The 17,769-nt window shown below is 67.7% G+C and carries 21 protein-coding genes; 5 read left to right on the top strand and 16 right to left on the bottom strand.

Annotated features, from left to right (window positions below; genetic code table 11):
• The first annotated feature begins 34 nt into the window (after positions 1-34).
• Together J2W23_RS09950 and J2W23_RS09945 are read left to right on the top strand one after the other, a co-directional pair.
• A complete protein-coding gene (locus J2W23_RS09950; protein ID WP_307648588.1) occupies positions 35-619 on the top strand; it encodes a cytochrome b in 585 nt (194 codons plus the stop codon).
• Positions 616-1,317, top strand: coding sequence for a VIT1/CCC1 transporter family protein (locus J2W23_RS09945; protein WP_307648587.1), 702 nt, complete (start codon positions 616-618; stop codon positions 1,315-1,317). Before J2W23_RS09950 ends, J2W23_RS09945 begins: the two co-directional genes overlap by 4 nt.
• Before the next feature lie 7 nt (positions 1,318-1,324).
• Here J2W23_RS09945 and fdhD read toward each other — a convergent pair whose 3' ends face one another.
• From fdhD to modB, 8 genes are all read right to left on the bottom strand, one after another.
• Positions 1,325-2,203 carry a formate dehydrogenase accessory sulfurtransferase FdhD gene (gene fdhD / locus J2W23_RS09940; RefSeq protein ID WP_307648586.1) on the bottom strand — a complete coding sequence of 293 codons (879 nt, stop codon included), beginning with the start codon at positions 2,201-2,203 and terminating at the stop codon, positions 1,325-1,327.
• Between the two features lie 154 nt (positions 2,204-2,357).
• Entirely contained in the window at positions 2,358-2,645 is a 288-nt protein-coding gene (locus tag J2W23_RS09935) for a hypothetical protein (protein ID WP_307648585.1), read from the bottom strand.
• A complete protein-coding gene (locus J2W23_RS09930; RefSeq protein ID WP_307648584.1) occupies positions 2,642-4,996 on the bottom strand; it encodes an FdhF/YdeP family oxidoreductase in 2,355 nt (784 codons plus the stop codon). The genes J2W23_RS09935 and J2W23_RS09930 overlap by 4 nt, the downstream gene beginning before the upstream one ends.
• Before the next feature lie 128 nt (positions 4,997-5,124).
• Positions 5,125-5,439: a type II toxin-antitoxin system RelE/ParE family toxin gene (locus J2W23_RS09925; protein WP_307648583.1), complete on the bottom strand. Its 315-nt coding sequence runs from the start codon at positions 5,437-5,439 to the stop codon at positions 5,125-5,127.
• Positions 5,436-5,714, bottom strand: a complete 279-nt coding sequence (locus J2W23_RS09920; protein WP_176659453.1) for a YlcI/YnfO family protein — start codon at positions 5,712-5,714, stop codon at positions 5,436-5,438. Before J2W23_RS09920 ends, J2W23_RS09925 begins: the two co-directional genes overlap by 4 nt.
• Before the next feature lie 34 nt (positions 5,715-5,748).
• Positions 5,749-6,537 (bottom strand): ABC transporter ATP-binding protein, encoded by a 789-nt coding sequence (locus tag J2W23_RS09915; RefSeq protein WP_307648582.1) that lies wholly within the window; start codon positions 6,535-6,537, stop codon positions 5,749-5,751.
• On the bottom strand, positions 6,534-7,283 hold the full coding sequence (gene modA / locus J2W23_RS09910) for a molybdate ABC transporter substrate-binding protein (protein WP_307648581.1): 750 nt from the start codon (positions 7,281-7,283) through the stop codon (positions 6,534-6,536). Before modA ends, J2W23_RS09915 begins: the two co-directional genes overlap by 4 nt.
• A 156-nt stretch (positions 7,284-7,439) precedes the next feature.
• Positions 7,440-8,123, bottom strand: a complete 684-nt coding sequence (modB, locus tag J2W23_RS09905) for a molybdate ABC transporter permease subunit (RefSeq protein ID WP_307648580.1) — start codon at positions 8,121-8,123, stop codon at positions 7,440-7,442.
• A 113-nt stretch (positions 8,124-8,236) separates the two neighbouring features.
• On the opposite strand from modB, the gene J2W23_RS09900 reads away from it, so the two are divergent.
• Entirely contained in the window at positions 8,237-8,476 is a 240-nt protein-coding gene (locus J2W23_RS09900) for a hypothetical protein (protein ID WP_176659449.1), read from the top strand.
• A gap of 13 nt (positions 8,477-8,489) precedes the next feature.
• Here J2W23_RS09900 and J2W23_RS09895 read toward each other — a convergent pair whose 3' ends face one another.
• From J2W23_RS09895 to apbC, 4 genes are all read right to left on the bottom strand, one after another.
• Positions 8,490-8,837 (bottom strand): winged helix-turn-helix domain-containing protein, encoded by a 348-nt coding sequence (locus J2W23_RS09895; RefSeq protein ID WP_307648579.1) that lies wholly within the window; start codon positions 8,835-8,837, stop codon positions 8,490-8,492.
• 123 nt (positions 8,838-8,960) lie between these two features.
• Positions 8,961-10,658, bottom strand: a complete 1,698-nt coding sequence (locus J2W23_RS09890) for an OFA family MFS transporter (RefSeq protein WP_307648578.1) — start codon at positions 10,656-10,658, stop codon at positions 8,961-8,963.
• A gap of 142 nt (positions 10,659-10,800) precedes the next feature.
• Complete coding sequence (locus tag J2W23_RS09885) at positions 10,801-11,748, bottom strand: LysR substrate-binding domain-containing protein (protein WP_307648577.1); 948 nt, start codon at positions 11,746-11,748, stop codon at positions 10,801-10,803.
• 66 nt (positions 11,749-11,814) lie between these two features.
• Positions 11,815-12,906: an iron-sulfur cluster carrier protein ApbC gene (gene apbC / locus J2W23_RS09880; protein ID WP_176659445.1), complete on the bottom strand. Its 1,092-nt coding sequence runs from the start codon at positions 12,904-12,906 to the stop codon at positions 11,815-11,817.
• A 74-nt stretch (positions 12,907-12,980) separates the two neighbouring features.
• Here apbC and J2W23_RS09875 point away from each other — a divergent pair, with 74 nt between their 5' ends.
• A complete protein-coding gene (locus J2W23_RS09875) occupies positions 12,981-14,174 on the top strand; it encodes a patatin-like phospholipase family protein (protein WP_176659444.1) in 1,194 nt (397 codons plus the stop codon).
• Position 14,175: 1 nt separating this feature from the next.
• Here the strand turns inward: J2W23_RS09875 and J2W23_RS09870 are convergent, their stop codons facing one another.
• Positions 14,176-15,381 (bottom strand): diaminopropionate ammonia-lyase, encoded by a 1,206-nt coding sequence (locus J2W23_RS09870; protein WP_307648576.1) that lies wholly within the window; start codon positions 15,379-15,381, stop codon positions 14,176-14,178.
• Positions 15,382-15,415: 34 nt separating this feature from the next.
• Positions 15,416-16,585 (bottom strand): M20 aminoacylase family protein, encoded by a 1,170-nt coding sequence (locus tag J2W23_RS09865; protein WP_307648575.1) that lies wholly within the window; start codon positions 16,583-16,585, stop codon positions 15,416-15,418.
• A gap of 82 nt (positions 16,586-16,667) precedes the next feature.
• On the opposite strand from J2W23_RS09865, the gene J2W23_RS09860 reads away from it, so the two are divergent.
• The gene (locus tag J2W23_RS09860; protein WP_307648574.1) at positions 16,668-17,153 is read left to right on the top strand and encodes an Lrp/AsnC family transcriptional regulator; all 486 of its coding nucleotides are present in this window, start codon (positions 16,668-16,670) and stop codon (positions 17,151-17,153) included.
• Positions 17,154-17,173: 20 nt separating this feature from the next.
• On the opposite strand, the gene J2W23_RS09855 is transcribed toward J2W23_RS09860, so the two are convergent.
• Both J2W23_RS09855 and J2W23_RS09850 read right to left on the bottom strand, forming a co-directional pair.
• Positions 17,174-17,530: a hypothetical protein gene (locus tag J2W23_RS09855; protein WP_307648573.1), complete on the bottom strand. Its 357-nt coding sequence runs from the start codon at positions 17,528-17,530 to the stop codon at positions 17,174-17,176.
• Positions 17,527-17,769, bottom strand: coding sequence for a hypothetical protein (locus tag J2W23_RS09850; RefSeq protein WP_307648572.1), 243 nt, complete (start codon positions 17,767-17,769; stop codon positions 17,527-17,529). The genes J2W23_RS09855 and J2W23_RS09850 overlap by 4 nt, the downstream gene beginning before the upstream one ends.

The following is a 17,769-nucleotide window of genomic DNA, read 5'->3' as shown; positions in this document are numbered from 1 at the left end:
TGCCGCGCGGCCCACACGCGCAGGGAAGAAGCAAATGAACTGGAAAAACACCCCGCAGCGCTACAGCGCGGTGCTGGTCGCGCTGCACTGGCTGATGCTGCTCCTGCTGGTCGCCGTCTACGCCTTGATGGAACTGCGCGACCTGACGCCCCGCGGCAGTGCGCTGCGCGCGGGCATGAAGTCGCTGCACTTCTCGCTCGGGCTGTGCGTGCTGGCGCTGGTGACGGCAAGGCTCGCGGCACGCTGGACCTCCGGCGCGACACCGCCCATCGCCCCGCCGATGCCGCCCTGGCAGGCCCGGCTGGCGCGGTTCATGAGCGTGGCGCTGTACGTCTTCATGATCGCCATGCCGTTGCTGGGCTGGCTGGCACTGAGCGCGGACGACAAGCCCGTTGCGCTCTTCGGCCTCGCGCTGCCGTCGCTGCTCGCGCCGGACACCGGGCTGGCGCACCGGCTGGAGGATGCCCACGAGGCGCTGGGCACGATCGGCTACTTTCTTATCGGGCTGCATGCGGCCGCGGGGCTGTTTCATCACTACGTGGTCAAGGACAACACCTTGCGGCGCATCGGGCTTCGTGCGGAGCGAAGCGTGCCCCACCCGGCGAGAAGCCGTCGATGACATCGGTGCGGGCCCACCGCGAGGGACACCGCACCGACCGCATCGGCTGGCTGCGTGCCGCCGTGCTCGGTGCCAACGACGGCATCGTCTCCACCGCCAGCCTGCTGCTCGGCGTGGCCGCCGCAGGGTCGAGCCACAGCGCCGTGCTCGTGAGCGGCATCGCGGGGCTGGTGGCCGGCGCCATGTCCATGGCGGCAGGCGAATACGTGTCGGTGCACTCGCAGGCCGACACGGAAAATGCCGACCTCGCCCGCGAGCGCCGGGAGCTCGAAGAACAACCCGCCAGCGAGTTGAGCGAGCTCGCGGGCATCTATGCATCGCGCGGCGTGGCGCCCGAGTTGGCACGAGAGGTCGCCGCGCAGTTGATGAAGCACGACGCGCTCGGTGCGCACTCGCGCGACGAACTCGGCCTGTCCGGCGCCGCCAGCGCGCGGCCCGTGCAGGCGGCCATGGCCTCGGCGGCCAGCTTTTCGGTCGGCGCCGGGTTGCCGCTGGCGATCGCGGCGCTGGTTCCGGGGCCCGGCCTGGGCTATGTGGTGGGGGGCGCGTCGCTCGCGTGCCTGGCGCTACTCGGTGCCGTTTCCGCCCGGGCCGGCGGCGCGTCCGTGCCGTTGGCAGCGTGGCGCGTGACTTTCTGGGGCGCACTGGCCATGGGGGTCACCGCGGCTATCGGCGCGCTTTTCGGCACCGTGGTGTGACGGCGCCTCAGCGGCCGGACAGGCCGCTCGCATAGAGCACGCCGCGCGGCGCGCGGCACAGCCCCCAGAAGCGCAGGCCGCTCAGTTCGGCCATGCGCACGCCCATGGCGGTGGGCGCCGAGATGGTCGCCATCGCCGCGATGCCGAGACGCCCGCACTTGCGCACGAGTTCGTGGCTGCCGCGGCTGGACATCAACACGAAGCCCGGCTCTTCGAGCCGCCCTGCGCGCGCGAGCCGGCCGAGCAGCTTGTCGAGCGCGTTGTGCCGGCCCACGTCTTCCATCACGTCGGTGAGTTCGCCCTCCACCGTGGCCCAGCCCGCGGCATGGATGGCGCCCGCCTCGGCGTTCAGGACCTGGCGCGCGGGCAGCGCGGCGAAGGCGTGCAGCACGGTTTCGAGGTCGATGCGCTCGATCCAGTCGCGCGGCGGCACCGGCTGCGGTGTGATGTCGAGCCCCGCGAAACTTTCGACGCCGCACACGCCGCAGCCCGTGCGGCCCGCGAGGCTGCGGCGGCGCCCCTTCAGGCGCTCGAAGCTGCGGGTGGAGATGTCGAGCTGCACTTCGATGCCGGGCATGCCTTCAGGGAGGCCGGCCGAGATGGCATCGATGGTCTGCACCTCGATGCCGCGGCAGTCGGCGGCGCTGTCGAGAATGCCTTCGCTCAGCGCGAAGCCGAGCGCGAAATCTTCCAGGTCGAGCGGCGTGGCCATCATCACCGCGTGCGAGACGCCGTTGAAGACCAGCGCGACCGGCACCTCGGCCGCCAGCGTGTCGTCGCGCAACGCGCCTTCGGGGCCCATGCCCCGTTCGCCGAACACATGCACGGCGTGTCGTGAAAGCGATGGCAGGGTGTCTTCGGAATCGGCGAGGTCGGGCTGGGACATGGTGGCTCCGGATAGGCCGGCCATTGTCCGCTCAGAAGGTGTGAATAAACCTACTGCGCGGTCCGATCTCGCACCTGCGGTCCTCACCGTACAGAGTACGGCTCCGGTCCTCGGTGCAAGCTCGAACCGCTCGCTACGGTTTCTTCACACCTTCTCAATCGCCGTTCTCGTCAGCCGGGGGCAGTGTTTGAACCTGCGCGCGGCCAGGGGCTTCGAGGTGCGCGACCCAGCGGTCGTCATGCTGGACCACGCGCACCCAGCCGGGCCCGCGCACGCCGCCGATGGCCGCATCGCCCATCAGCGTGAGACGGCGCATCAGGACGCTCGCGCCTTGGCCCAGGCGCTTGCCAAGCCGCGGCAGCGAGACGCCGGTGCCCGCCGGTTCCTGCGCGAGCATGCGCAGGATGGCGACCGAGAGGCTGTCTTCGAGCAGTGCGCTCATGCCGTTGCAACCATGCCGTCCGCCGCGTCCTCCGAGAGCTTCTGGATCGGCAGCTCGTGCGGCACCAGCACCACGGGAATGGACTTGGATGTCGGCGTGCCCGCGTTCTCCGCCACCGCCGACAGCGGCACCAGTGGATTGGTCTCGGGGTAATAGGCCGCGATGTTGCCGCGCGGAATGTCGTAGGCCACCAGCTTGAAGCGGTCGGCGCGGCGTTCCTGGCCGTCGTTCCATACCGTCTGCAGGTCGACCCAGTCGCCGTCCTTCATGCCCAGCGCGCGGATGTCCTCGGCGTGGATGAAGACCACGCGGCGCTGGCCGAACACGCCGCGGTAGCGGTCGTCCATGCCGTAGATGGTGGTGTTGTACTGATCGTGCGAGCGCGTGGTGAAGAGCGTGAACACCTGTGTGTCGCGGATGCGCGCGCGTGCCCGGTGCGAGGGCGTGTCGCGCGGCACGGCATGGGTGAAAAACACGGCCTTTTCCGAGGCGGTCGCCCACACGCGTTCGCTCGCGGTGTTGCGAAGGCGAAAGCCGCCGGGCTTGGCGACACGGGCGTTGAAGTCCTTGAAGTCGTCGAACACCGCTTCGATCTTGTCGCGGATGCGTGCGTAGTCCTCGATGAGCCAGAGCCACGGCGTCTTGCTGCGCGCGCCGATGGTGGCCGCCGCGAGCCGCGCCACGATGGCCGGCTCCGACAGCAGCAGGTCGGACGCGGGCGGGTTGATGCCCATCGAGATGTGCACCATGCTCATCGAGTCTTCCACCGTCACGCCTTGCGGGCCGTTGGCCTGCATGTCGATCTCGGTGCGGCCCAGGCACGGCAGGATCAGCGCCTCGCGCCCGTGCACGATGTGGCTGCGGTTGAGCTTGGTGGTCACGTGCACCGTGAGGTCGCACTGCTTGAGGCCCTTCCAGGTCTGGTCGGTGTCGGGCGTGGCGGCGGCGAAGTTGCCGCCGAGCGCGAAGAACACGCGGCCCTTGCCGTCGAGCATCGCCTGGATCGCCTCGACCGTGTCCAGGCCGTTCTGGCGCGGCGGCTCGAAGCCGAACACCTGCTGCAGCCGGTCGAGCAGCGCTGCCGGCGGCTTTTCCCAGATGCCCATGGTGCGGTCGCCCTGCACGTTGCTGTGCCCGCGCACCGGGCAGGCGCCCGCGCCTTCGCGGCCCATGTGGCCGCACAGCATGAGCCAGTTGACGATCATCTGGATCGTCGCCACCGAGTGCTGGTGCTGCGTGATGCCCATGCCCCAGCAGGCGATGACCTTCTTCGCGCCGAGGTACACCTCGGCCGCGGCCCGCAGCTGCTCCTGCGTGAGGCCCGACTCCTGCACCAGCACGTCCCACGACTCGGCGCGCAAGTCGTCGGCGAGCGACTCGAAACCGGTGGTGTGCGTGGCGATGAAGGCGTGATCGAGCACCGAGGCTTCGCCGCGCGCGACAAGCGCGTCTTCGCGCTCGATGACGTGCTTCATCATTCCCTTCACGGCCGCAAAGTCGCCGCCCACGCGCAGCTGGAAGTAGTGCGTGCTGATGGGCGTGGAGCCCAGGGTCGCCATCTCCAGCTTGTCCTGCGGATCGGCAAAGCGCTCCAGCCCGCGCTCGCGCAGCGGGTTGAAGCTCACGATGCGCGCGCCGCGCCTGGATGCCGCGCGCAGCTCGCCGAGCATGCGCGGATGGTTGGTGCCGGGGTTCTGGCCGAAGATGAAGATGGCGTCGGCCTTCTCGAAATCCTCGAGCGTGACCGTGCCCTTGCCCACGCCGATCTGCGGGCGCATGCCGCTGCCGCTCGGCTCATGGCACATGTTCGAGCAGTCGGGGAAATTGTTGGTGCCGTACTCGCGCACGAAGAGCTGGTACAGGAACGCCGCCTCGTTGCTCGCGCGGCCCGAGGTGTAGAAGATGGCCTGGTTCGGATCCGGCAGCGCGTTCAGGTGGCGCGCGATCAATGCGAAAGCGTCGTCCCAGCCGATGGGCACGTACTTGTCGCTCGCTGCGTCATAGGCCATCGGGTGCGTGAGGCGGCCCTGGTCTTCGAGCCAGAAATCGCTTTGCTCGGCCAGCTGCGCCACGGTGTGCTTGGCGAACAACTCGGGGCCGGCGCGGCGCGCGGTCGCTTCGGCCGCCACGGCCTTCACGCCGTTCTCGCAGAACTCGAAGGTCGAGGCGTGGTTGCGGTCGGGCCAGGCGCAGCCGGGGCAGTCGAAACCGTCGGGCTGGTTGGCCGAGAGCAGCGTCTTCGCGCCCTTGAGGGGAATGTCCTGCCGCAGCAGCGCATTCGTCACGCTGCGAAGTGCGCCCCAACCGCCCGCGGGGCCCTTGTAAAACTCGATCTTCTGCTCACTGCTCATGCGGGCGAGTGTTCGCCGTGGGCACAGGGAGCGTCAAATTGAATCGGGACATGCGCCGATTCAAAAAGGAAATGAAGAGGCGGCGCCAAGCTGGGCAGCGCACGCCGCTGCGCGGGAGCGCACCGGATTCAGTGGTAGTCGTCTTCCCGCTGATGCCTGACAGCAGCCACGACGATCAAGTCGCTCGCCTCTATCTCGAACAGGGCGACATAGCCACTGGCGCCAAACGGAATCACGAGTTCGCGAATGAAAGGGCTGCCGCTCGCCTTGCGGCAAGTAAAGGGTGAGAAAGCGAGGGTGGCAATGCCGTGCTCTATCGCTTCGAGAGCCCGCGAGGCCAACTCCAAGTCTCCGCCTCTTTCGAGTTCCCGGTCGACCACGAAGTCATACAACCGCTGCAGGTCTTCAGCCGCCTGGCGCGTGAATCGGACCGTGTAACTCACCTGCGCGCAGTGCTCTGTCGCTTCGCCGTGGCCAGTCTTGTCTTAAGGCGCTGCATCACTTCACTCGCATCGACGTAATCGCCACTGCGACGCGCGCTGGTCAGGGATTTCATACCGCGAGCAACAAACTCTGCCTGGCTCTTCCGCTGCGAAACGCATGCACGAACGGCTGCTTCGACGAATTGGGACATGGACTCGCCCTCACCGAGAACCTGCTCGACTTCAGCCCGGAACTCGGGCTCGACACGCACGGAAGGGATGGTGGCGGATTTCATCGAAAAAGTGTATCGCATATGCAATACACAAACATCAACCCCGCACATCCTGGGTCAGCAGACCACGCAACTTGCTGCGCAGCGGCGTCTCCTCGACCAACGGCGCGCCCGCCACTTCGCGCAGTGCGATGTCGCGGCTCTCGGCGGTGTGCAGGTCGATCTCGCGCACCACCTGGCCGTCCTTGTAGACAAACGCCACGTCGGCAAGCGCGAGCACGTCCTCGATGTCGTGCGTGATCATCAGCACCGGAATGCCCCACTGGCGGCGCACCTGTGCAAGCTCGTTGCGCAGTTCGCTGCGCAGCATCGGGTTGAGGGCAGCGAAGGGTTCGTCGAGCAGCAGCACCTGCGGCTGGCAGGCCAGCGCACGCGCGAGCGCCACGCGCTGCTGCTGGCCGCCCGAGAGTTTTTGCGGCCGGCTGTCGGCGAGCGCGGCGAGGCCGAAACCTTCGAGCAGGGCCTGCACCGTCTCCGCCTCTTTCGGCGGCAACCGGCGACGGCGCCACGAGGTGAGGCCGAAGGACACGTTCTCGCGCACCGTGAGGTGCGGGAACAGCGCGTAGTTCTGGAACAGGTAGCCGATGCGCCGCTCGGGCGCCGGCACGTCGATGCGCTGCGCCGCGTCGTAGAGCGTGCGGCCATCCAGGCGCACATGCCCCGACGACGGATGCAGCAACCCCGCGATGGCTTGCAGCGTGAGCGACTTGCCCGCGCCCGACGGGCCGTAGAGCGCGGCGAAGGGAACATCGGTCTGAAAGCGCGCGGCCAGGTCGAAGCGGCGCGCCCCGTCCCGGACCGTGAGCTTCAGATCGACGTCGATCATGGCTTGCCGAATCCGTAGCGGGCGAGCACTTCCTGCGCGGCGTCGGTCGAGAGGAAGTTGAGGAAGTCGCCGGCCAGCGACTTCTGCCTGCTCTCGGCCACCACCGCGATCGGGTACGTCACGGGGCTGCTGCTCGAAGGCGAGAGGGCGATCCTGACCTTGTCGCCAGCCACCGCTGCGTCGGTGCGGTAGACGAAGCCGGCCTCGACCTCGCCGCGGCTCACGTAGTCGAGCACCTGGCGCACGCTGTCGGCCTGCACGAACTTGGGTTCGAGCACGGTCCAGAGATTGGCGTTGTCGAGCACCTGCTTGGTGTAGCGGCCGACCGGCACGGTGGCGGTCTTGCCGACGGCGATTTTCTTGACACTGGCACCGGTGAGGTCCTGCAGCGACTTGACGCCGACGCCGTCTTTCGCGGGCTCGACCAGCACGAGGCTGTTGCTCACGAAGTTCTTGCGGGTGGCAACGTCGATGAGCTTCTGCTCGGCGCCGCGGTTCATGGTTTCCTGGTCGGCGCTCGCGAACACGTCGACCGGGGCGCCCTGCCCGATCTGCTGCAGCAGCACGCCCGAGGCGGCGAAGTTGAAGCGCACCGTGGCGCCGGGCCTGGCGGCCTCGAACTTGGGGCCGATTTCCTTGAACGCGTCGGTCAGGCTGGCGGCCGCGGACATGGTGATCTGCTGCGCGGCGGCGGCCAGCGGCAGGGCCAGTGCAACAACAAGGGACAAGAGGCGGAACGGGCGCATGGAAATCTCCTGGGGATTATTGAAGGACTGATAACCCAAAGCGGCGGCGATCCCTTCGGGGAACACCGCGGAACCGGCTTTGCCGGGCCGCTGGTGTTGCCCCCTGAAAGGGGGTTGGCGAAGCGACACGAAGTGCGCGAAGACTGGGGGTGAGCGTCATCTCAGCGAGAAGAAGCGGTTGGACAGCACGAGCACGACGATCGACAGCACCGAAGTCACGATCACCAACAGCAGCGCGAGGTCGTCGTGCCCGGCCTGCACCGCGTCGTAGATGGCCATCGAGAGCGTCTGGGTCTGCTTGGGGATCGAGCCCGCCACCATCAGCGAAGCACCGAACTCGCCCATGGCCCGCGCGAACGCCAGCAGCGTGCCGGCCAGGATGCCGGGCCAGGCGAGCGGCAGCGTCACGCGCAGGAACACCGAGAACGGCGACTGGCGCAGCGTGCTGGCCGCGGCTTCGAGCGAGCGGTCGACGTTCTCGAAGGCGGCGCTCGCCGACTTGAGCACCAGCGGCAACGCCACCACGGCCGAGGCCACCACGGCGCCGTGCCAGCTGAAGATGATGGTGTAGTCCAGGTGCTCGCGCAGCCACGCGCCCAACGGGCTGCGGCGGCCGGCCGCCACCAGGATCGCGTAGCCGATCACCGTGGGCGGCAGCACCAGCGGCAGCATGAACACGGCCTCCAGCACGGTGCGACCGAAAAATCGCTTGCGCGCGAACACCCAGCCCAACGCCACGCCCACGATCAGCGCCAGCACGGTCGCGACCGCCGCGACCTTGAGCGACAGGACCAGGGGCGACCAGTCGGTCGAGGCGATGAGTGCGCGCGTCGTGTTCATTTGAATACGGCGAGATTGTTGCACGACAGGCGGATTCCTCCTTTCGGGAGGTGCGCAAGGCGCCCAGTCTCCATATACTGGCCAACATAGCGTTGTCCCGACCGCAAAGTCCCATGCGTCCACCCGCCCACGACACCGTCGTCCGATCGACCTCCGGCAGGCCGGAGCTTCGCCATGTGACACAGGTGCACGAGTGGCGCATCGAGCGGACCATCGATTCCGACGGCGTCGTGATTTCCATCGTCGCCCCCGACGGCGAGAGCCAGTCTTTCCTGGTGGCGCAGGCCGATGCGCATGACATCGGCGAAGTCCTGCGCCGCAGGGCGGTGTGGACGGAACCCGGCGAGCGTTAGCGCCTGTGCCTGGCTACGGTGCCAGCAGCCGCGTGAGGGCGCGAATGTCGGCGGACGTGGCCAGCTTGGCGGCGTTCTCGATGGCCCGGTAGTGCTTGACGATTTCCTCGCCCACCGGCGTGAGCGCCGTGCCGCCGCCGCGCGAGCCGCCGGCGGCGGTGTTCACCGCGGGCGATATCAGGGCCTTGTTCATCTCGTCGACCAGCATCCAGGCCCTGCGGTACGACATGCCCAGCAGGCGGGCGGCCGCGGAAATCGAACCCGTCTCGGCCACCGCTTCGAGCACGGCGATCTTGCCGGGGCCGATGGCGATGGTGTCGTCCCGATAGACGCGAAGGCGGAACTGGACTTTGGATTTCATCTTGGCGCGAAGGGTAAACCATCCGCGGCCACCAGCGCTATGTCGGGCCGGAAACGGCGATGCGGCCGGCGGGTGTGAACCCGGCCGGCCGCATCGTCATCGAAAACGCCGTGCGCCGGCGATTCAGTGGAAGAAGTTGGCCGCGCTGACCAGCGTCTTGTAGACACCCCAGCCCAACGGAATGCCCACGGCGATCCAGGCCAGGGCCACCACCACGGGGCTCACGTTATCGGCCACGCCCGACCCCGTGCCCACTTCGGCGGCCACGGCCTTTTCGTGCGCGAGCTTCTTCTCGACCGCCAGCTCCTCATCGCTCATGAAATGATGGCTCGCCACGGGCCGCACCAGCAGGTTGGCAATGAAGCCGATCACCAGCATGCCCACGAGGATGTACATGGTCTGGTTGTAGACCTGCGCGGCCGGTATCTTCAGGCCCAGCTGGTACTCGCGCATGTAGTTCACGACGATCGGCCCAAGGATCCCGGCCGTGGCCCAGGCCGTCAGCAGGCGGCCATGGATGGCGCCCACGAACTGCGTGCCGAACAGGTCGGCCAGGTAGGCCGGCACCGTGGCGAAGCCGCCGCCGTACATCGAGATGATGATGCACGCCGCGCCCACGAACAGCAGCTTGCTGCCAGCGCCGGCCGACGAGGGAATGCTCGCGTAGAGGATGCCGCCGAGCACGAAGAACACGGTGTAGGTGAGCTTGCGACCCAGCTTGTCCGACAGGCTCGCCCAGATGAAGCGCCCGCCGATGTTGAACAGCGACAGCAACGCCGTGAAACCGGCCGCCACCACCGCGATGGAAGCGAGCTGCACCTTGTCGAGCTGGGCCATCTTGGCCGGCACGCCGATCAGCGCGCCGCCGAACACCTCTTGCAGCATCAGCGCGGAAATGCCGAGCACGCCGATACCGGCGCTCACATTCATGCACAGCACGAGCCACACCAGCCAGAACTGCGGAATTCCCCAGATCTTCTTCACGTGCACGTGGCGCTGCGTGATCATGGCGTTGCTGGTCTGGACCGGCGGCGGCGTCCAGCCTGCGGGCTTCCAGCCCGAAGCCGGCACGCGGTAGCCGAGCGCGCCGGCCAGCATGAAGACGAAGTAGCCGAGCGCCATCACCACGAAGGTCTGCGCCACGCCCACGTCAGTGGCAGTGGAGAAGTGCTTCATCAGCTCGGCCGCGAGCGGCGAACCGATCAGCGCGCCACCGCCGAAGCCCATGATGGCCATGCCTGTGGCCATGCCACGGCGGTCGGGGAACCACTTGATCAGCGTACTCACGGGCGAGATGTAGCCCAGGCCGAGGCCGATGCCGCCGATCACGCCCGAGCCGAGGATCATCAGCCAGAACTGGTGCAGATGAATGCCCAGCGCCGAGAGCAGCATGCCGCCGCACCAGCAGATCGCCGAGACCACGCCGGCCTTGCGTGGGCCGACCCGTTCGAGCCAGCCGCCCCACAGCGCCGCGGAGCAGCCGAGGAAGACGAAGAACAGGGTGTACATCCAGCCCAGCGTGGCCACGCGCCAGTCGCAGGTGGTGGTGAAGAGTTCGGTGAAGAAGCTCACGTCCTTGCCACAGGCCTGGATGCCGGTGCCCGCGGTGCCCAGCGCCTTCGACAGCGGCAGCCAGAACACCGAGAAGCCATAGGCCATGCCGATGCACAGGTGGATGGCCAATGCGGCCGGGGGGACCAGCCAACGGTTGAAACCGGGGCCCGCGATGATGCGTTCTTTATCGAGGAAGCCGGGCTGCGCTTGCACCCCGTCTCCAGCCAGGCGTTCTCCATCGAGAACGCCCGCAGTTGAGCCTGCCATATTTCTCCTAGTTCGCCGGACGAGTAACTTTTGTGTTGTATCCGGGCCGCGGAGTGTGTCTGAACGTTTTACACGCCGTCAAATTCGATCGGCGCATGGGCCGATTCAATAATTAAATGCCCCCTGCCCGGGCTGGGCTCACTCAGTCGCTGCCGAGCGTTCCGCTGTGCAGGCGCACCTGCTCGGCCCATTCGGGCGTCTGCAGGAAGGCCAGTGCCGCATCGAGCGCGCGCGAAGAGCGCACGCCGTCCTGCGTCATGAAGCCGATGGGCGTGCGCACCTCGGGCGCCACCAGCGGCAGCGCCTCCAGCTCGCGGTGGCTGCGCACGGCCGCGACCATCGCCCCCGGCAGCACGCTGCTGACGGTGCCGGCGCTCACCGCGAGCGTGAGCGTGAGCACCGAGTTGGTCTCGATGGCCGGCGACACGGGCACGCCGGCCTCGCGCAGGGACTGGTCCATGATGGACCGGTTGTGCATGTCGGTGGTGAGCAGGCACAGTGGCAGCTTGCCGGCCTCGGCCCAGGTGATGGGCTGGCCGATGCGCAATTCGTCTTCGGAAGGCGTCTGGGCGCGCCGCAGCAGGAAGTAGTGCTCGATGCTTTGCGGCCAGGCCTTGAGCTTGATACCGGGCATGTGCATGCGCTCGGTGTAGCCGAGGGCCAGGTCGATCGAGAGGCTCTCGAGTCCGGTCTCCAGGTCCTGCGAACTCATGGAAAGCACGGCCGGCAGGATGCCCGGGTGGCGCTGGTGCAGCATGGCCGCGAAGCGCGAAAGTATCGGGATGGCGGTGGGCACCGCGGCCATCCGCAGTCGGCCGTGGGGATTGTCCACGTCGCTGCGCAGTTCCTGGAGCAGCACCTCGTTGTCGCGCAGCATGCGCTGCGCCGTGGCCAGCACGCGCTCGCCCTCGTGCGTGAGCCCGACGTAGACGCGGGCGCGCTTGACGATGACGACGCCGAACTCGGTCTCCAGCGCCCGAAGGGCGTTCGACAACGCGGGCTGGGTGATGTGGCAGGCCTGCGCGGCGCGCCCGAAATGCTTGTGTTCGTTGAGCGCCACCAGGTAGCGCATCGAGGCGAGCAGGTTCATGCCTGGCGCTCCGGACGGCGAACGTCAGGCACGGCAACGCGACGAATCAAACGCGAGCTCCCACGCCTAGGTGTTCTTGCTGATCGAGATGGTTGGGAATTTCGACGAAAAGTCCTTCGCCTTCTCCGAGATGCCCACGGCCACCTGGCGCGCCACCGCCTTGTAGATGCCGGCCACCTCGCCGTCGGGGTCGGCCACCACGGTGGGCGAACCGCTGTCGGCCTGCAGGCGGATCTTGATGTCCAGCGGCAGCGCGCCGAGGTATTCCATCTGGTACTCGGCCGCCATCTTCTTGCCGCCGTCGGTGCCGAAGATGTGCTCGGCATGGCCGCAGTTCGAGCAGATGTGCACCGCCATGTTCTCCACGATGCCCAGGATCGGCACGCCGACCTTCTCGAACATCTTGATGCCCTTCTTGGCGTCGAGCAGCGCGATGTCCTGCGGCGTGGTGACGATCACCGCGCCTGTCATCGGCACGCGCTGGCTCAGCGTGAGCTGGATGTCGCCGGTGCCGGGGGGCATGTCGACGATCAGGTAGTCGAGGTCCTTCCAGTTGGTCTGGCGCAGCAGCTGCTCCAGCGCCTGCGTGGCCATCGGGCCGCGCCAGATCATGGCCTGGTCGGCATCGACCAGGAAGCCGATGGACATCACCTGCACGCCGTGGCGCTCCAGGGGTTCCATGGTCTTGCCGTCGTCGCTCTCGGGCCGGCCCTCGATGCCCATCATCATGGGCTGGCTCGGGCCGTAGATGTCGGCGTCGAGCAGGCCCACCGTGGCGCCTTCGGCCGCCAGCGCGAGCGCGAGGTTGGCCGCCGTGGTGCTCTTGCCCACGCCGCCCTTGCCGGAGGCCACCGCGATGATGTTCTTGACGTTGGGCATCAGCTGCACGCCGCGCTGCACCGCATGGCTGATGACCTTGGTGACGATGTTGACCGACACGTTCTCCACGCCCGGCACGGTCTTGGCCGCCGCCACCAGCGCCTTGCGGATCGCCGCGTGCTGGCTCTTCGCGGGATAGCCGAGTTCGAGGTCGAACGACACGTCGCCATCGGCAACCTGGAGGTTCTTGAGCGAACGGGTCGCCGCGAATTCTTTGTGGGTGTTGGGGTCCGTGACGCTCTTGAGCGCGTCCATGAGACCTTCGGGGGTGAGTGCCATTGATCAAACTCCTGAATGGCGGGTAGTCTAAGGCGCTCCCCAAGCCCTCACCGACCAGCCTGCCAATAACCAAGATGACAGAGACAAGCCCCGCCACCGGCCTTCTGCTCACCGGAGGCGGCGCACGGGCGGCCTACCAGGTCGGCGTACTCGAAGCCATTGCCGAAATGCGCCGCGCCGCCGGGCCGGCCGCCGGCACCGGCAACCCCTTTCCCGTCATCACCGGCACCTCGGCCGGTGCCATCAATGCCGCGGCGCTGGCCTGCGGCGCGGACGACTTCGACCATGTGGTGGCGCACATCGCCGAGGTGTGGCGCAGCTTTCGCGCCGAACAGGTGTACCGCGCCGATTCGCTCTCTGTCATCGGCAGCGGCGCGCGCTGGCGCATGCTGCTGGGCTTCGGGCGCTTTGCGGCCAACTGGATGCGGGTCAAGCCCAAGTCGCTGCTCGACAACGCGCCGCTGGCCGACCTGCTGCAGCGCATGGTGCCGCTCGATCGCCTGCCGCAGCTCATGCAAGAGGGCCACGTGCAGGCGCTGGCAGTGACCGCATCGAGCTACAGCTCGGGCGAGCACGTCACCTTCTTCGAGGCCGCGGTGCCGATGGAGCCGTGGGTGCGCTCGCAACGCCTGTCGGTGCGCGACCGCATCACGCACCACCACCTGCTCGCATCGTCGGCGATTCCGTTCGTGTTTCCGGCGACCGCGCTGCCGATGCAGGGGCACACCGAGTACTTCGGCGACGGCTCGATGCGCCAGTCGGCGCCCATCGCGGCGGCCATCCACCTCGGTGCGCAGCGCATCCTGGTGATCGGCGCGGGCCGCATGCACGAGCCGCGCGAGACCACCGCGCCCAACACGCACAGCGGCTATCCGACGATGGCGCAGATCGCGGGCCACGCGCTCTCGAGCATCTTTCTCGATGCGCTGGCGGTGGACATCGAACGGCTGCGCCGCATCAACCACACGCTGGGGCTGATTCCCGAGGAGGCGCGCGCGTCGAGCTCGCTGCGCCCGCTCGACCTGCTGGTGATCTCGCCTTCGGAGCGCCTGGACGTGATCGCTGCGCGCCATGTCGATTCGCTGCCCGGCGCGGTGCGGCACCTCTTGGGCGGCTCGAAGGCCGCGGCCGACGTGAAGGGCGGCGCGCTCGCGAGCTACCTGCTGTTCGAGTCGGGCTACACGCGCGAGCTGATGGCGCTCGGTCGGGCCGATGCGATGAAGCAGCGCGACGAGGTGCTGCGTTTCTTCGGGTGGGACGCGGCCTGAACTAGAGCCGCGCCGTCGCGCCCTGCCTGCGCAGGACTTCGTCCGCGTCCATTCCGACGAGATCGCGGTACACCGAGGGTGCGGTCGCACCTTCGGTGCTGATCAGCAGCACCTTCGAGCGCACGTCGAGGCGCACCTTTCGCCAGAGGTCGTCCGACAGCGTAAGCACACGCAGCGCCGCGATACCCGCCGCGCCCGATTCGCCGCTCACGATGGGGCTGTCGTGCGCCGAGCCTCGCGCCAGCAGGCGCATCGCCTCGACCGCATCGCCGTCCTCGATGGTGAGGAAGGCATCGACCGATGGCGCGAGGAAACGCCAGGCCAGCGGCGATGTTTCCCCGCAAGCGAGGCCGGCCATCACCGAATCGACACTGCCGGTGGCATTCGATGCATGGCCGTTGATCGCGCTCTGCAGCAGGCAATCGGCCTGGCGCGGCTCGACGACGATGAGGGTCGGCCGCTGCTCGCCGTACTGCTCCCACAGGTAGCTCGCGACGCCTGCAGCCAGCCCGCCGACGCCGCCCTGCAGGATCACGTGCGAGAACATCGCCGTGCCCTCCTGCTGCGCCATCACCTCGTCGGCCAGGATGGCGTAGCCCTGCATCACATCGCGCGGAATGTCTTCGTAGCCGGCATAGGAGGTGTCCGAAACCACCTGCCAGCCGTTCTCCTGCGCCAGCGCGGCCGCGTGCGCGACCGAGGCGTCGTAGTTGCCCTCGATGCGCACGATCTCCGCGCCCAAAGCCGCGATGGCGGCTTCGCGCTCCACGCTCACATGCCTGTGCAACACGATCACGCAGCGCACGCCGATGCTTTGCGCCGCGGCCGCAAGCGCGCGCCCGTGGTTGCCGTCGGTGGCGCTGATGACGACCAGCGACTGCAGTTCCGCCGCATGCGCGCCGCGCAGCACCGCCACCGGGTCCCATGCGGCGTGGGCCCGCAGGACGAGCCGCACCAGCGCAGCCGGCGCGCCGAGTGCCTTGAAGCTGCCGAGCGACGAGCGCTTCGATTCGTCCTTCACGAAGATGCCGGCCACGCCCAGTTCTTCCGCCAAATCGGGCAGGTGCCAGAGCGGCGTGGGTTCGGGCGCGAGCTGCGACCAGCGCGAGAGCCAGGCGCGCGTGCGCCTCGCCTCGGCAATGCTGAGGATGTCGCGAAGCTCGCCGGGGTAGGCGCCGCGGGTGGCGTTCTTGTTGATGACCAGCATGGGGCAGAAAGAAAAAAGTGGGTTGTCTTGTCGGTCAGCGCGGAAGGCGCAGGCGGACGATTTCCGCGAAATAGCGGGCGCCCGTCGCGAGCACCTCGTCGTTGAAGTCGTAGCTGCCGTTGTGCAGCGGCGTGCTGCCGGGTGCGCCCTCGGCGCCGTTGCCCAGGAACACGAAGGCGCCCGGCACCACCTTGAGGAACGCGCCGAAGTCCTCCGAAATCATCATCGGCGCCACGTTGGCATCGACGTTCTCCGCCCCCACCACGGCCGTGGCCGCCGCCACCGCGACAGGCATGCATTCGGCCCAGTTCACCGTGGGCGCGAACTCGTGCGTGTAGCTGAAGTCGCATCCGGCGCCGTGCATGCGGCAGATGCCCTCGCTGATCTCGCGCATGCGCGCCGCCAGCATCTTCTGCACCTCGGGGTCGTAGCTGCGCGTGTCGCCTTTGATGACCACGTTCGAGGGAATCGCGTTGCGGATGCCGTCGGTGATGAACTCGGTGCACGAGACCACCGCCTGCGCACCCGGGTCCAGCGTGCGCGAGACGATGGTCTGCAGCGCGAGCACGATCTGCGCGCCGATGACGATCGGATCGACGCCCATGTGCGGCCGCGCGGCGTGCGTGCCACGGCCCTTCACGTGGATGACGAAGTTGTCCTCGCTCGCCATGAGGCCGCCCGTGCGCGTCGAAATCGTGCCCGCTCGCATGCCGGGCATGTTGTGCAGGCCGTAGATCTCATCGACCGGAAAGCGCGCGAAGAGGCCGTCGTCCATCATGGCTTTCGCACCCCGGCCGTGTTCTTCGGCCGGCTGGAAGATGAAGCGCACGGTGCCGTCGAAATCCTGCCTTTCCCGCAGCAGGCGCGCCGCACCCAGCACGATCGACATGTGGCCGTCATGGCCGCAGGCGTGCATCTTTCCGGGCGTGGCCGAGGCGTAGGCGCGGTCGGCCGGCACCTCGGCGATGTTCAGCGCGTCCATCTCGGCGCGCAGGCCGATCACGCCCTTGCCATTGCCCACCTTCAGGTTCGCGACGAGCCCGGTGCCGCCGATGCCCTCATGCACCTCCAGGCCCAGCGCCTTCAGCACGCTGGCGACGAAGGCCGAGGTCTTCGCCTCCTCGAAGCCGGTCTCGGGCATCGCATGCAACTGGCGGCGCCAGCCCGAGAGCTGGTCGCGCAAGGGTTCGTCGGGGAATTTCATGGCGAGATGCTATTGACAATGCCGCGATACAGGCACGCAAAATCGGGCCCTTCGACGCAACGTTTTTGCGTACACGGCCTGCATGACCTCCTCCCCTCTCGATGCCATCGACCTTCGCCTGCTGGAGCTGATCCAGGTCGACAGCCGCATGTCGCAAAGCGAGCTGGGCGAACGCATCCACCTGTCGACGGCCGCCGTGAACCGGCGGCTCAAGCGCATGCGCGACGACGGCGTGATCCGACGCTACGGCGCGGTGCTGGCTCCCGCCGCGCTGGGCCACCCGCTGTCCATCGTGGCCGAGGTGGAAGTCGAGAGCGAGCGCATCGACCTGCTCGATGCGATGAAACAAAGCTTCAGGGCCTGCCCGCAGGTGCAGCAGTGCTACTACGTGACAGGCGAGTGGGACTTCATCCTCATCCTCGTGGTGCAGGACATGGCCCAGTACACCGCGCTGAGCCGGCAGCTTTTCTTCCAGAGCAACAACGTGAAGCGCTTTCGCACGCTGGTGACGATGGACCCGGTGAAGGTCAGCCTGGATGTGCCGGTGCGGTCGGAACCGATGGGATAGGCAGCGCGCAGACGCGCGCGTCAGGAAAGCCCGAGAAGCACCGCGATGCCCGTGACGAACCAGTTCGCGGTCGTTGCATGGGCCGCGCTCTCCTTGGAAATCGGCCACAGCCTCGCGCGCTTCCATGCGCGCAGGTTGCAGGCGATGGCAAGCACCAGCCCGCTCGAGAAGAGCCAGGCCGAATGCAGGCCGATGGCGGCGATCAGCGCTACCAGGACGATCAGGACGCCTGCCGCCCAGATGCCGCTGGACGTGCTTGCCAGCACATGGCAAAGACCACCGCAGGCTTCGCACGTCGCGGGCGCGGCGCGGTTGGACCAGCGCTTGGCGAAACCGGTGATACCGGGCTTCTTGCAATGCGGGCAGTCGGACTTCACAGGAAGATCCAAGCCACGATCACGGTCAGGATGATGGCCAGCGGAATGAGGCCACTCAGCCGCGAGAAGCCGCCGAGCATGAACAGCGGCACTCGTCCCGCAAATTCGCGCAGGTGGTCGCCCATTCGGTGACCGCGGGGCAGCACGGCCGCAATGGCCAGTGAGATCACGATGAGCCCGACGCCCATGGCAAGGAAAACCGCCAGGCAGGTGAGGATGAGAGAAACCGGAGGCTTCAT

Source organism: Variovorax boronicumulans (genome assembly GCF_030812215.1).
GTDB lineage: Bacteria > Pseudomonadota > Gammaproteobacteria > Burkholderiales > Burkholderiaceae_C > Variovorax > Variovorax boronicumulans_C.
The sequence above is the reverse complement of the archived record's forward strand: the minus strand, read 5'-3'. Positions and strand labels throughout refer to the sequence as shown.

Coding starts and splice junctions, on each gene's coding strand:
- J2W23_RS09950 (WP_307648588.1), top strand. CDS start 35: ATGAACTGGAAAAACACCCCGCAGCGCTACAGCGCGGTGCTGGTCGCG.
- J2W23_RS09945 (WP_307648587.1), top strand. CDS start 616: ATGACATCGGTGCGGGCCCACCGCGAGGGACACCGCACCGACCGCATC.
- fdhD (WP_307648586.1), bottom strand. CDS start 2,203: ATGTCCCAGCCCGACCTCGCCGATTCCGAAGACACCCTGCCATCGCTT.
- J2W23_RS09935 (WP_307648585.1), bottom strand. CDS start 2,645: ATGAGCGCACTGCTCGAAGACAGCCTCTCGGTCGCCATCCTGCGCATG.
- J2W23_RS09930 (WP_307648584.1), bottom strand. CDS start 4,996: ATGAGCAGTGAGCAGAAGATCGAGTTTTACAAGGGCCCCGCGGGCGGT.
- J2W23_RS09920 (WP_176659453.1), bottom strand. CDS start 5,714: ATGAAATCCGCCACCATCCCTTCCGTGCGTGTCGAGCCCGAGTTCCGG.
- J2W23_RS09915 (WP_307648582.1), bottom strand. CDS start 6,537: ATGATCGACGTCGATCTGAAGCTCACGGTCCGGGACGGGGCGCGCCGC.
- modA (WP_307648581.1), bottom strand. CDS start 7,283: ATGCGCCCGTTCCGCCTCTTGTCCCTTGTTGTTGCACTGGCCCTGCCG.
- modB (WP_307648580.1), bottom strand. CDS start 8,123: ATGAACACGACGCGCGCACTCATCGCCTCGACCGACTGGTCGCCCCTG.
- J2W23_RS09900 (WP_176659449.1), top strand. CDS start 8,237: ATGCGTCCACCCGCCCACGACACCGTCGTCCGATCGACCTCCGGCAGG.
- J2W23_RS09895 (WP_307648579.1), bottom strand. CDS start 8,837: ATGAAATCCAAAGTCCAGTTCCGCCTTCGCGTCTATCGGGACGACACC.
- J2W23_RS09890 (WP_307648578.1), bottom strand. CDS start 10,658: ATGGCAGGCTCAACTGCGGGCGTTCTCGATGGAGAACGCCTGGCTGGA.
- J2W23_RS09885 (WP_307648577.1), bottom strand. CDS start 11,748: ATGAACCTGCTCGCCTCGATGCGCTACCTGGTGGCGCTCAACGAACAC.
- apbC (WP_176659445.1), bottom strand. CDS start 12,906: ATGGCACTCACCCCCGAAGGTCTCATGGACGCGCTCAAGAGCGTCACG.
- J2W23_RS09875 (WP_176659444.1), top strand. CDS start 12,981: ATGACAGAGACAAGCCCCGCCACCGGCCTTCTGCTCACCGGAGGCGGC.
- J2W23_RS09870 (WP_307648576.1), bottom strand. CDS start 15,381: ATGCTGGTCATCAACAAGAACGCCACCCGCGGCGCCTACCCCGGCGAG.
- J2W23_RS09865 (WP_307648575.1), bottom strand. CDS start 16,585: ATGAAATTCCCCGACGAACCCTTGCGCGACCAGCTCTCGGGCTGGCGC.
- J2W23_RS09860 (WP_307648574.1), top strand. CDS start 16,668: ATGACCTCCTCCCCTCTCGATGCCATCGACCTTCGCCTGCTGGAGCTG.
- J2W23_RS09850 (WP_307648572.1), bottom strand. CDS start 17,769: ATGAAGCCTCCGGTTTCTCTCATCCTCACCTGCCTGGCGGTTTTCCTT.